This window comes from Lentilitoribacter sp. JB5-8, from assembly GCF_055693385.1.
Genome location: NZ_CM146332.1, coordinates 244863 through 257914 on the forward strand (window position 1 = coordinate 244863; position 13052 = coordinate 257914).

The 13052-nt window shown below is 46.0% G+C and carries 14 protein-coding genes; 4 read left to right on the top strand and 10 right to left on the bottom strand.

The genetic code is table 11. From position 1 onward, the window contains the following. Window positions 1-31: 31 nt before the first annotated feature. The 8 genes from ACZ1GZ_RS01215 to ffh all read right to left on the bottom strand — a co-directional run bounded on the left by ACZ1GZ_RS01215 (window position 32) and on the right by ffh (window position 5750). On the bottom strand, window positions 32-652 hold the full coding sequence (locus ACZ1GZ_RS01215) for a VOC family protein (protein ID WP_472666603.1): 621 nt from the start codon (window positions 650-652) through the stop codon (window positions 32-34). A gap of 72 nt (window positions 653-724) precedes the next feature. Continuing rightward, complete coding sequence (gene rplS / locus ACZ1GZ_RS01220) at window positions 725-1258, bottom strand: 50S ribosomal protein L19 (RefSeq protein ID WP_472666604.1); 534 nt, start codon at window positions 1256-1258, stop codon at window positions 725-727. 202 nt (window positions 1259-1460) lie between these two features. After that, window positions 1461-2162 (bottom strand): tRNA (guanosine(37)-N1)-methyltransferase TrmD, encoded by a 702-nt coding sequence (trmD, locus tag ACZ1GZ_RS01225; protein ID WP_472666605.1) that lies wholly within the window; start codon window positions 2160-2162, stop codon window positions 1461-1463. Between the two features lie 2 nt (window positions 2163-2164). Beyond that, window positions 2165-2743: a ribosome maturation factor RimM gene (gene rimM, locus ACZ1GZ_RS01230; protein ID WP_472668209.1), complete on the bottom strand. Its 579-nt coding sequence runs from the start codon at window positions 2741-2743 to the stop codon at window positions 2165-2167. Window positions 2744-2884: 141 nt separating this feature from the next. After that, window positions 2885-3301: a 30S ribosomal protein S16 gene (gene rpsP, locus ACZ1GZ_RS01235; protein WP_472666606.1), complete on the bottom strand. Its 417-nt coding sequence runs from the start codon at window positions 3299-3301 to the stop codon at window positions 2885-2887. Window positions 3302-3367: 66 nt separating this feature from the next. Beyond that, on the bottom strand, window positions 3368-3658 hold the full coding sequence (locus ACZ1GZ_RS01240; RefSeq protein ID WP_472666607.1) for a chorismate mutase: 291 nt from the start codon (window positions 3656-3658) through the stop codon (window positions 3368-3370). Next, window positions 3655-4197, bottom strand: coding sequence for a GNAT family N-acetyltransferase (locus ACZ1GZ_RS01245; protein ID WP_472666608.1), 543 nt, complete (start codon window positions 4195-4197; stop codon window positions 3655-3657). Before ACZ1GZ_RS01245 ends, ACZ1GZ_RS01240 begins: the two co-directional genes overlap by 4 nt. Window positions 4198-4199: 2 nt before the next feature. After that, window positions 4200-5750: a signal recognition particle protein gene (gene ffh / locus ACZ1GZ_RS01250; RefSeq protein WP_472666609.1), complete on the bottom strand. Its 1551-nt coding sequence runs from the start codon at window positions 5748-5750 to the stop codon at window positions 4200-4202. 353 nt (window positions 5751-6103) lie between these two features. Between ffh and ACZ1GZ_RS01255 the strand changes: the two genes are divergently transcribed. Beyond that, the gene (locus ACZ1GZ_RS01255) at window positions 6104-7099 is read left to right on the top strand and encodes an MBL fold metallo-hydrolase (protein ID WP_472666610.1); all 996 of its coding nucleotides are present in this window, start codon (window positions 6104-6106) and stop codon (window positions 7097-7099) included. A 15-nt stretch (window positions 7100-7114) separates the two neighbouring features. On the opposite strand, the gene ACZ1GZ_RS01260 is transcribed toward ACZ1GZ_RS01255, so the two are convergent. Beyond that, window positions 7115-7564 carry a GNAT family N-acetyltransferase gene (locus ACZ1GZ_RS01260; RefSeq protein ID WP_472666611.1) on the bottom strand — a complete coding sequence of 150 codons (450 nt, stop codon included), beginning with the start codon at window positions 7562-7564 and terminating at the stop codon, window positions 7115-7117. A gap of 218 nt (window positions 7565-7782) precedes the next feature. Between ACZ1GZ_RS01260 and ACZ1GZ_RS01265 the strand changes: the two genes are divergently transcribed. Both ACZ1GZ_RS01265 and dapF read left to right on the top strand, forming a co-directional pair. Beyond that, window positions 7783-9630, top strand: a complete 1848-nt coding sequence (locus tag ACZ1GZ_RS01265) for a dihydroxy-acid dehydratase domain-containing protein (RefSeq protein WP_472666612.1) — start codon at window positions 7783-7785, stop codon at window positions 9628-9630. Window positions 9631-9753: 123 nt separating this feature from the next. Next, window positions 9754-10629: a diaminopimelate epimerase gene (dapF, locus tag ACZ1GZ_RS01270; protein WP_472666613.1), complete on the top strand. Its 876-nt coding sequence runs from the start codon at window positions 9754-9756 to the stop codon at window positions 10627-10629. Window positions 10630-10927: 298 nt separating this feature from the next. Here dapF and ACZ1GZ_RS01275 read toward each other — a convergent pair whose 3' ends face one another. Beyond that, window positions 10928-11563, bottom strand: coding sequence for an SH3 domain-containing protein (locus ACZ1GZ_RS01275; RefSeq protein ID WP_472666614.1), 636 nt, complete (start codon window positions 11561-11563; stop codon window positions 10928-10930). Window positions 11564-11715: 152 nt separating this feature from the next. Between ACZ1GZ_RS01275 and mtaB the strand changes: the two genes are divergently transcribed. Beyond that, a complete protein-coding gene (gene mtaB / locus ACZ1GZ_RS01280) occupies window positions 11716-13047 on the top strand; it encodes a tRNA (N(6)-L-threonylcarbamoyladenosine(37)-C(2))-methylthiotransferase MtaB (RefSeq protein WP_472666615.1) in 1332 nt (443 codons plus the stop codon). The last annotated feature ends 5 nt before the right edge of the window (window positions 13048-13052 follow it).

The window sequence follows — 13052 nt, forward strand, 5'->3', positions numbered from 1 at the left end:
GACATCAATATCATAAAGCCGTACTTCTATGTTAAGTTAGAATTCGCAATCCATTGGGCGTTTCTAAAACGGCTTTAAAACTCTGATTGCCTTGAACAACTGAAATGCGATCATCCTGCAACGAACCTGCGAGAAACTCTTGGATTTGCAATGCATCAGGGTGCGAAATTTCAAATGATTTCAGGCGACAGCCACATTTTCCCATTCGGCCAGCAGGATGCGAAATTTTAGGCCATTCAATGATTTGCGGAAACGCGCCATCGTGTGACAACAATCCATCCTTACGAACGGAGATCTGCCACTTAAGATCACCGCGCGTCATATCAATAATCTGACCATGTGCTGGATCAAAAGTATCTTTAATATCTGAAGTACCCAATAACCAGGCACCAATTCTTGGCGCACCATCAAATCGATCAAGATCAAACCAACGAGCTCTATTTGGCGACATTGCATCTGGATCAATGGCAATCACTTCTAAAAACTCGGTTTCACCTAAAGACAACAAGCGATTATGCGTTCCCATAATCGGATGCGCGCCACCATTTGGCATCTCAATGCCTATTTGCTGACGAACATAGTCGACACCTTCATCAAGATTGCGGGCGACAATTGCAATGTGATCAAAGACGAGCTTGGGGGAATTGGTCATGGACTTTTCTAACAAATAAAAAAGCGCCGGCAAATAGCCAGCGCTTCCAAATATTTGAATTTTCGAAAAAGTCTATTCTTGAGCAGGTGCTTCAGCAGCTGCTGCTTCTTCGGCTGCTTTTGCAGCAGCATCTTCAGCGGCTTTTTCTGCAGCAAGAGCTTGCGCTGCTGCCACTTTTTCTGCCTCAATACGTGCTTTTTCTTCGGCGATAGCTGCGCGCTCAGCATCATTAAGCTTACGAGTACGTGTACCTGTATTTTCCACGATACGTGCAGATTTACCGCGACGACCACGAAGATAGTATAGTTTCGCACGACGAACTTTACCGCGACGAACAACGATTACTTCTTCAACAAGTGGAGAATAGATTGGGAAAACACGCTCAACGCCTTCACCATAAGAAATCTTACGAACTGTGAAGTTCTCGTTCAAACCGCCACCAGAGCGAGCGATACAAACACCTTCATAAGCCTGAAGACGTGTGCGGTTGCCCTCTGTCACGCGAACCATTACGCGAACAGTGTCACCTGGTGAAAATTCTGGAAGAGTACGTTTAGCTTCAATTTTTGCTTTTTGCTCAGCATCGAGCTGTTGGATAATATCCATAAGCTTTAACCTTTCATTCTTTTAGTGGTCAGAGCGCTTTCACTCATCCTGAAGTCATCTTGCTCCAGGATTATGTCCAAGGACAGCAGCGTGTTCACCAAGCATTATCTTTAATGGTTGCGATCATCCATATTTTATCGACCGCGCTCGCTTATATTTCGAGTTGGCGGGTCAATACAGCATCTTGGCGGCTTTGTCACCCCTATTTTCTAGGTTTTTGCGTGTTTCTGGCCTTAATAAGATCAGGGCGGCGTTCGGTTGTTAACGCTTGAGATTGCGCCATACGCCATTCATCAATTTTCTTGTGATTACCCGATAACAGAACCTCAGGGATTTCACGGCCTTCAAACTCCTGCGGACGAGTATAATGCGGATGCTCTAGCAGATCATTTTCAAAGCTCTCAAATTCACCAGATTCGTCATTCCCCATCACGCCTGGCAAAAGACGAATGATCGCATCGAGCATAATAAAAGCCGCAGGCTCACCACCGGATAAAATATAATCACCGATGGAAACCTCTTCTAAGTTTCGCCCGTCAATTACCCGCTGATCAACACCTTCAAAACGACCACAGATGATCACAACACCTTCACCATCAGCCAATTCGCGAACACGCGATTGGGTCAGCGGTTTACCGCGCGGCGACATAAGTAATCTCGGACGGTTATCATCCGGCAAGCTATCAATACCTCGCGCTAAAACATCCGCACGCAAAACCATCCCAGCGCCACCACCAGAGGGGGTGTCATCAACATTACGATGTTTGCCTTCAGCGAATTCCCTTATGTTGATTGCATTGATTTCAACATCACCACGTTCAATCGCACGCCCAGACATAGAATGCCCCAAATGCCCGGGAAACATATCCGGGTACAGCGTTAATATGGACGCTTTAAAGCTCATGGTCAGCTTTCCGGCTTTTGATCGCCATCCTCTTCAGGCCATTCGTCATCAGATGATGAACCATCATCGATTAATCCAGCAGCTTCAGGATCAACGATGATCTTACCAGCCTTAATATCAACATCAACAACTGCGGCTTGGGTGAACGGTATGATCACCGATTTTTCGCCCTTGGCCTGCAACTCAATCAGATCACCACTACCAAAATCAAATATAGCCTTGATGAAACCCCAGCTAGCACCAAATTCATCAAACGCTTCTAAACCTTCCAGATCAGCGTAAAAATACTCGTCTTCATCAAGATCCGCGTCCGAAAGGTTTGCACGTTCTACAAATAAATCTGTGCCGTTTAATGCCTCAGCCGCATTGCGGTCATTGACGCCCAAAAAGCGCACAACCACCACATTTTTATGCGGCCTAATGTCCAAAACTTCAAATCTCTTGCCTTCTTTGGAAAACAAAACGCCATAATCACCCAAAGCAACGGGGTCATCCGTGTGAGATTTTACACGCACTTCGCCGCGCACGCCTTGTGCTCGCCCTATCGTTCCCAGCAAAATTGGATTTTCAAGCTTCATAATATTTTGCCTAAATGACGTTACCCAAATGATTTTAAGTGTCTCTTACAGCGCTTTTGTCTCAAGGGAAATTAAATTCGCATTGCTGATACAAAAAAGGCGGCACATCCGCGCCGCCTTTGAAGAATTACAAAATGTAATTGTTTATTCAGCAGCAGCTTCTTCAGCTGGGGCTTCTTCTGCAGCAGCTTCTTCAGCAGCGGCAGCAGCCTCAGCAGCAGCTTCTTCAGCTTTCGCAGCGGCTTCATCAACACGCTCTTGAGCTTTTTTACCCAGTTTAGCTTTGTTCGGGTTGTTACGTGGCTCGCGCTTAAGAAGACCAGCTTCGTCTAGGAAACGGTGAACACGGTCTGTTGGCTGTGCGCCGCTTTCAAGCCAGAACTTAACGCGCTCTTCGTTCAAACCAACACGGTTTTCATTGTCTTTGCCCAACATTGGGTTCCAGTGACCGATTTGCTCGATGAAGCGACCATCACGTGGTGAACGCACGTCTGCTACTACAATGTGGTAGTAAGGACGCTTTTTTGAGCCGCCACGGGCCAAACGAATTTTAGTTGCCATTTTAATTTCCTTTTCTAATGACGTTTGATGCATCAATCTATTGCATCGGATTTATTGTCGCGAAGGTTACCCTCGCGCCTGTTTATGGTGCTGAATGACTTCCTTGATTATGAATTCAAGAAATTTTTCAGCAAAATCGGGGTCAAGGTTCGAACGTTCTGCCAAACGTCTTAACCGATCGATCTGTTCACCCTCTCTCTTCGGATCAGAAGGAGGGAATTCGTGATTTGCTTTAAGTTTGCCAACTTCTTTGGTAACGCGAAAACGTTCCGCCAAAATATGTACAAGTGCAGCATCAAAATTATCAATAGATGCGCGCAATTCTAAAAGTTGGTCCATTGGAGACTGTTCGCTCATGAGTACCTCGCTAGGAATTCGTTTTTCGGCAAGTGACGCCAAATATCGGCTGTAAAGTCAGTGACATCCACACCAGTTTGATCAAGCGTCGCACCCAGTTTTAGAGCAACATTTTGAGAGGCTACATTTTGCGGGTCAATGAGACTGATCGCAGTGCTCCATTCCAAAGTCTGATAAGCAAATTGGAGCGATGTTTTTGCAGCTTCCGTTGCATAACCTTTACCTTGAGCAGCCTTTGAAAAACCATATCCAATCTCATTTTCAGGCCATCCTTCAGGGCGCCACGGGCCACAATATCCAATTGTTTGCCCAGAAGATCTCTCTTCAACGCAAAAGAAACCAAAGCCTCGTAAAAACCAATGGCCCAAAATTGAAGCCATAGCTCGCCATGTATCTGAACGTGTTTTTTTGCCGCCCAGAAAACGCGTCACATCTTCATCTGCCCAAAGTCCAGCAAGAGCATCAAGGTCACGCTCTTCAAACCCGCGCAAAACCAAGCGCTCGGTCTCTAGAGTTGGTATGTTAAGAGCAAGGCTCATGATTACTTTTTACCCTTCGGTAAACCTGGCAAACCTGGAAGGCCACCACCACCTAAGCCTGGCAATCCGCCACCTGCACCACCTCCAGCAAGACCCGCGGCTTTGGCCTGCTTTTGTAATTCTTCAATTTGTTTTGGATCCATATTGGATAAATCAGGCATTCCCATACCACCGGGCATTCCGCCGCCCATTCCAGGCATACCCATTTTGCCACCCATAGCGCCAAGGGCTTGCTTCATCATGCCGCCACCTTTTTTGCCGCCCATAGCTTTCATCATATCACCCATCTGACGGTGCATTTTAATAAGCTTATTAATGTCAGCAGCTGTGGTGCCTGAACCCGCAGCAATACGTTTCTTACGGGAGTTTTTCAAAAGCTCAGGATTGGTGCGCTCTTTCTTCGTCATGGACGAGATAATCGCAATCTGACGGTCAAAGATTTTATCATCCAAACCTGCAGCAGCCATCTGATTTTTCATTTTGCCCATGCCAGGCATCATGCCCATAATGCCGCCCATACCGCCCATGGATTTCATCTGCCCAAGCTGTTCAGCAAGATCGTTCATATCGAACTTTCCTGCTTTCATGCGCTTGGCCATGTTTGCAGCTTTTTCAGCGTCGATGGTCTCCGCAGCTTTTTCAACAAGGGAGACAATATCGCCCATGCCTAAAATGCGGTCGGCAATCCGTTTTGGATGGAACTCTTCAAGAGCATCCATCTTCTCGCCAACACCAATCAGCTTAATAGGCTTACCAGTGACAGCGCGCATCGATAAAGCTGCACCACCACGGCCATCACCATCCATACGCGTTAGAACAAGACCTGTAATACCAACGCGATCATCAAAATTACGCGCTAAATTCACCGCATCCTGACCAGTCAATGAATCGGCAACGAGAAGAATTTCATGCGGATTAGCTTTGGTTTTGATATCCGCCATTTCCTGCATTAATGGCTCATCAATGCTGGTGCGGCCTGCGGTATCTAGAATAACCACATCGTGGCCACCAAGTTTTGCAGCTTGCACGGCACGCGCTGCAATATCTGTTGGTGATTGACCCTCGATTATTGGCAATGTGTCGGTATCAGTTTGCTCACCCAACTGGCGCAATTGTTCTTGCGCTGCCGGACGACGTGTATCAAGCGACGCCATTAACACTTTTTTGCGGTCACGAGATGCTAAACGCGCAGCGATCTTACCAGATGTGGTTGTCTTACCAGACCCTTGAAGACCCACCATCATAATAACAACAGGAGCAGGTGCGTTTAGATCAATCGACACACCTTCTGAACCGAGCATTTCAACCAGTTCATCATGAACGATTTTGACAACCATCTGCCCAGGTTTGATGGATTTTAAAATCTCAGCACCAACAGACTTTTCGCGAACTTTATCGGTGAAATCTCGAACGACTTCCAAGGCCACATCAGCTTCCAGTAAAGCACGACGAACTTCGCGCAGAGCCATCGACACATCTTTATCAGATAGTGCACCTCTGCCTGTAAGGCCGTTTAAAATGGAACCCAAGCGGTCCTGAAGATTATCAAACATCTGCTTTATCGTCCTTTTTTCCGTAAAATCATTCGTGATCTTACTAAGAAAATCGTCATCCTTGGCAAGAATTTCAACATTTAAGCCAGACTTTGATCAAACCAATGACCAAAGCCAAAACGCACCCGAGGGCGCAACGCGCTGTCGGATGTGAACCTTGGGGATCTCTTTATACCTTTTCGGGTCCCGGTCGGTGGCTTAGAGTTAAAACTCGTAGCTTTCAGATATATGTTGCGGCTTAAACAGCAATTGCATGGATATGTCAAGTAAATCACGCGTTTCAGCACTTTGATGAGACATAATGTGAGAAGCCAGAGTTTGAAATCACTTATGCCCAACCCTATTTGAGAAGCATGAGCAAAAACCCCTATTACCAAGGCCCAGTGTCTGATCACTTTGACGGCACCTATTTTTTCAATCCCAATGGCACTCCACCCGGTAGTTTCAAAGATCTATTGAAATGGCGATTTCGCGACAAAACCGATAAAGCATGGCCTGACGAACACATAAGCCCTTTCGACCCCGCAAAACCGGATGTTGCTTTGGCGCAAGATGCCATGCGGCTCACAATGGTCGGTCACGCAACATTTTTGATACAAACCGGTGGGCTCAATATTTTGACCGATCCTGTTTGGTCATTTCGCACCAGCCCTTTTTCATTCATTGGTCCGAAAAGACGCAATGTTCCTGGCATTGCGATGGAAGATTTACCCAAAATTGATGTGATCTTGCTAACGCACAATCATTATGACCACTTGGATTTGGCCACGCTTAAACAACTACATCAAAAATTCGATCCGCTCGTCATTACCCCACTGGGCAATGATAAAATTGTGCACAAAGCCATTCCAAGTATGAATATCCAAACTGGTGACTGGGGTGATATTGCTGAATTTGCCAGCGTCAAATTTCATTTCGAACCCTGCCATCACTGGTCAGCGCGCGGTATAAACGATCGCCGAATGGCGCTTTGGGCCGCCTTTGTCATCGAAGGTCTTGCGGGCAAGCTCTATCATATTGGCGACACTGGATTCCATGATGGGATCAACTATCGCAATGCAAGTGAGAAGCATGGTGAATTCCGCGCCAGCATCTTACCCATCGGGGCCTATGAACCGCGCTGGTTTATGCAGCATCAACATCAAAACCCATCCGAAGCGGTCAAAGGCTTTAAACTTAGCAATACCAAATATGCAGCTGGCCATCATTTCGGCACGTTCAAACTCACCAATGAAGCTATTCATGAACCTGTTGAACATCTAACCAGAGCGTTAGAAGAAAAAGCTATCGAACCCCATCGTTTCAGACCAATGCGCCCGGGCGAAGTGTGGGATATCCCAAAATCATAATGCCGCTATGAAAGCTTATATCGTGATCTCTGCGATCAGCGTCCCGTCATCTCGGTCACCAACGACTTTAAACCCGAATTTCGCGTAGAGCTTCTTCGCCGCGAAATTTTCGGGATGATAATAAATATCGATCAGTTTTGCGCGGTGATAAGATTTTATTTCCTCTATCACCAATCTCAGCGCAATTGTGCCAATCCCTGTATTTTGATGTTGCTGATCGATCATAAACCGCCAGATCGTACAATCATCCTCGTCAAAATCACCGATTTCGCCAAATTGGTACATTGTAAAACCAACGACCTTATCATCATGACAGATCGCTCGAGGATGAAATAACGGAGACAGAGTAGACTCCGCAATGGAGAATACATTTGATGGCAAAACATCTTTTTGATCATCACGAAGAGAAAGACCAATGACAGCATCAAAGTTCTCTCGGGTAATTTTATGAAGTGAAATCTTCAACTGTCCATCTCTCGCAATTCACGTAAATCATCTCGATCTTAAGCGCTTTATCAGCCTAACATCGATATTCTTGCAATACGAGAGACGAAAAAAGCTACATTTTTGGCTTTTTTTGTGAAAAAATATTGCAGTTGGTTTTAAAAACGATACACAACAACTCGAACAAAATAAAAAGCGCGGATTAACAATCCCTATTGAAACCTGGAAAGAGTATAGTCTTGTCTAAATCTAAACCTGTTACACTTGATGCACATCCCGGTCGTAATGCGCAAGCCATCGGCATCGCGCGCGAATTGGGTACTGATATTAACCTGATCCACAAGCCATCGGTCGGTGTGATTGGTACAAAAGGTGATAGCCAGTGTTACATGGGCGTGCAGGACAAGGTGGAAGCAATTCATCAAAACCTTCTCGACAATATTGGCGATGAAGAAGGCAAAATGGCGCTTCGTCTGGTACAGCCAGAATATACAATTGCGACATCGGATGGCATCCGCAATGGTACGCGCGAAATGCGCTACTCGCTCATCGGCCGTGAAGTGACCAATGACAGTGTATGTGAGCATTTAAGCGCAACCGGTCTTGGTGGCACGATCGCTGTTGTTGCTTGCGACAAACCACCTGTCGGAACGCTTTCTGGTATTTTGGAACATAACCAACCAGCCATCATCATGTCAGATGGCTCAATCCATCCAGGCACGCACCCAGACACAAATGAGCCGATTGATATCGTATCAGCTTATCAGGTTGCGGGTCATGATGATGCGGATTACAAATTCAAAGTTTCATGCGCGGCTTGTCCGGGCATTGGTAGCTGCGGCGGCATGTTCACTTATAACACAATGCAAACATTTATCGGCGTTGTGGGCATGCAGCCATTGCACATGGTAGCCCCAGCATCTGATGATCGCCGCCGCTATGAGCAATTCCCAGCTGAACTTGTTCAACACTTGAAAAACTTGATCGACAAGCAAATTTTGCCACGTGATATCGTAACGCGTGATTCATTGCGTAATGCTTTGATTGTTGCAATGGCTGTGGGCGGTTCAACAAATGTGATCTTGCACATTCCTGAAATCGCACGTGCTGCAGGGTTCGAGCATTTCTGGCGTGATGTTATGCCCCCTGATGAGTTTAACCATCTTTCAAAACACGAAGTTCCTGTTCTAACAGATGCGCGCCCTTATGGCCGTTATTCAATGGTTGATATCGATGCAGTAGGTGGTGTTCAAGTGATCGTGCGCGAACTGCTTGAAGCTGGTCTTCTAAATGGTGATACGCTCACATGTACTGGTGAAACCTTGGCCCAGCAGGTTGAAAGCCTCAACACACCGAAAGCTGATGGCAAAGTGATTTACCCAGCTGAAAAACCATATAAACCAACAGGGGGTTTACGTCTCTTGGGTGGTAACTTGTCACCAGATTTTGGCGCCGTGCTTAAACTTGCAGGCGTTGAAGGTGGTCTTGAAGACAATGTCTTTAAAGGCAAAGCAAAAACATTTGCTGGTGAACAAGCACTTTTGGATGAACTTGAGCAACGCCCAGATCGCTTTGAAAACAACGACATTGTCATTGTTCGTTATGAAGGCCCAAGCGGCGCGCCTGGCATGCCTGAAATGCTGGATTCAACGTCACGTATTACAACGCTTTGCCGTGAAAAAGGTATCGTGGTTGCGCTGATGACAGATGGTCGTTTCTCTGGTGGTTCTGTTGGTCTTGTGATTGGGCATGTGGGTCCAGAAGCAGCTATTGGTGGCGCGATTGGCCTTGTGGAAGATGGTGATGAAATCGTCATCGATCTGAATGACAACGTGCTTGACTGCATCCCGCTTAAAGACGAGAAAATCTTGGCAGAGCGCAAAGCGAAATGGCAAAAAGAAGTTGATGATAATGGCGGCGCGCATCCAAATTGCGGTATTGCAGATACACGCTTGCTTCACCGCATGCGCACATCTGCGGTTCCTGCGGTTCGTGGTGGTGGTATGCATCCAAATCGTGAAGTTTGGGTTCGTAACATGCGTTCTGCAGAACCAACAGGTTTTGAGCCAAAGAATAAATATCGCTAAATTCGATATATCAATTTTATCAGACCATGCGCAGGGCTTTAGGGTCTTGCGCATGGTCTTTTTATTTGAACTAGGAAATTCATTGACCCGACACTATATTGGGGACCTAGATGGATAAATGACATGACTGAGCAAACACCTTTCGCCAAAATGAATGGCGCTGGCAATGAGATTTTAGTGGTGGATATGCGCGGAAAACTCACGCCTGTCACGCCGCAGGCTGCGATAAATTTAGCCCAAAATGAAGCCACTAAGTTTGATCAGATCATGGCAATCCATGATCCACGTGTTGATGGCACCGATGCATATGTGATGATCTTAAATTCTGATGGATCCGAAGCACAAGCATGCGGCAACGGCACGCGCTGTGTGGTGCAAGCTCTATCTGCTGAAACAGGCAAAGATGCCTTCACCTTTCAAACGCTTGCAGGCATTTTGACCGCAAAAGAGCATGCAACCGGACTGATCTCAGTTGATATGGGCGAGCCGGAATTTGCGTGGGACAAAGTCCCCTTAGAAGAAGAATTTGCCGATACCAGCAAAATCGAATTGCAAATAGGACCAATTGACGACCCTATCCTGCATTCACCATCGGTTATGTCGATGGGTAACCCACATGCGATCTTTTGGGTGGATAAAGATGTCTGGTCATATGACTTGGCAAAATTTGGCCCACTATTGGAAAACCATCCGATTTTCCCAGAACGCGCCAATATTTCTATCGCGCAATTAACGGGTGAAGATCAAATGGAAATGCGCACATGGGAACGTGGTGCTGGTCTTACTCTGGCCTGCGGATCAGGCGCATGTGCTGTTGCCGTAAGCGCAGCGCGTACAGAACGCACCGGAAGAAATGTATCGCTGAAAGTCCCAAGCGGCGCTGAGCTTTCAATTGAATGGAAAGACAATAATCATGTCATCATGACAGGCCCGGCTGAATGGGAATGGTCGGGAATGCTGAACCCCGAAACCGGTGATTGGGTTCGGGACGAAGAATAAATCTGAGTAATTTACTGCTTTAGTAATTTTCAACCTATGCGACAATATTTTCCATGTGATATACATCTTATACTCGATTCCCTACAAAAGGAATTATAGTTCAAATTTGAGGTATCTATTTTGAGAAAATTACGGTCCGTCTATCGCCGCCAAACAATGCGAAAAGACAAAAATGGTGAGTATTACAAAGTAACTGATACAAACTATTTCATGGGCATGAAATCAACGACAATACAGGTTAAAATTTCAAAGCAAATGAATCTGGACTTTTCAGAGGATGAAAATACTTTGAAAAAATCTAAGGACACTGCTGCATAATGCCCGGGATTGGTCCGCCAGCTGCGCAAATTGTGCCACCCCATGCATAGGCTTCTGAAACAAAGCCATTGCGTCCGCGATTATATTCAACCTTAAACCAATCAAAACCTTGGTAATTGTTACCCATATTCTCAACAATATAAATCTCTTCATACTGACCGAGCTTTTGCAGACGTCGACTATTAGGTGATGGCTGCTCACGGATAATGCTTTCATAGGCTATGCCATCGGATAAACCATAGCTTTCACTATTGATGATCTCAGCTTGTTGGTCATTGGATTGGCTGGCAAATTCGCAATTGATCAAAAGCCCGCTTTTGAGCTCAATTTCCGCACCATATGCTGAGACATAGATCGATAATTGATTATTGGCGTAAGTTGTCACATCGCCTTCATCGCTGACATAAGGCACTTGTTCCGATGGATCTTGATATCCTTCCAACGCTACCGAATTATCAAACACATATAGGTTTTCACCAAGCGAATAACCATCGCGCTGCAAAAAAGTGCCCGGTGGAACTCGGCACGTAAATGTTGGTTCGGGAGATGCATAAGCGTGACCGAAGGACATCGTAATTAAAATAATGCCCGCCAACAAAAACTTGATATTCGACACAATTACTCTCCCCAGATAAGTAGCTGAACGGAGGGTAAACCGATAGAGATCGTAAAATCAAGCATGACACGCGACATATGATGAACTCATAGTTTTTTATGGATTTAAATCACGACTGGCAATTTTGCCCGACATACGCCATATAGGCTTTTATGTCGGAAAACTCGAACGTTAAAACGCTCACATTTGGCTGCCGCCTCAACACTTATGAAACACAAGTGATGAAACGAGAAGCGGATAAAGCTGGCTTGGAAAACGCGATATTGGTCAATACCTGCGCGGTGACCGGCGAAGCTGTGCGTCAGGCAAAACAGGCAATACGCAAAGCGCGCCGTGAAAACCCAGATGCGCGCATCATCGTGTCAGGATGCGCAGCGCAAACAGAGCCTGAGAGCTTTGCCAGCATGGATGAAATTGACTTGATCATCGGCAATGATGACAAGCTTAAAAGCCAGTCCTATCGCGCGCTGCCGGAATTTGGCATCAATAATTTCGAAAAAGTCCGTGTAAACGATATCTTTGAGGTGGAAGAAAATGCCCCGCAAATGGTTGATGCAATCGAAGGCCATACCCGCGCATTTGTACAAGTTCAAAATGGCTGCGATCACCGCTGCACATTTTGCATTATTCCTTATGGTCGCGGCAATTCGAGATCAGTGCCGATGGGCGCTGTTGTCGATCAGGTGAAAAGCCTTTGCGACAACGGCTATCGTGAGATTGTGCTTACCGGTGTAGACGCGACAAGTTATGGTGCCGATCTTCCCGGCAAACCTTCTCTGGGGCAGCTTGCTAAAGCCATCATTAAACAAGTTCCTAGTTTAAACCGTCTAAGACTGTCTTCAATTGATAGTATCGAAGCCGATCAGGATCTGTTTGATCTGTTAGCACACGAAGAAAAATTCATGCCGCATCTGCATTTGTCTTTGCAGCATGGGGCGGACATGATCTTAAAACGCATGAAGCGGCGTCATTTGCGCAATGATGCGATTGAGTTTTGCAATAAAGTCCGCGAACTACGCCCTGATATCAGTTTTGGTGCGGATATCATTGCAGGATTTCCAACAGAAACAGACGAGATGTTTGAAGAGAGTATTTCGCTGATTGATGCTTGCGGGATATCACTATTACATGTGTTCCCATTTAGCCCGCGCGAGGGTACCCCAGCGGCTAAAATGCCTCAGCTAGATCGTGGATTAATCAAACAACGTGCTGCAAAACTGCGCTCAAAAGGCGAAGCGGCTTATCAAAACCATTTAGATAAAATGGCCAATAATGCTCAACAATCGAAAATTTTGATTGAGAAATCAGGTATCGGCCGCACAGAAAACTTCACGATGGTCGAATTATTCGACGAAAACGGTGGAGTTTTATCCAACTTGCCAACGGGTGCGATTGTCACCGCCCGCATTAATGGCCACAATAGCAAACAATTATCTGCTGTCGTCAAACAAGCAGATCTCAAACAAGTGTTAAGCGAGGCGTAGTCTTT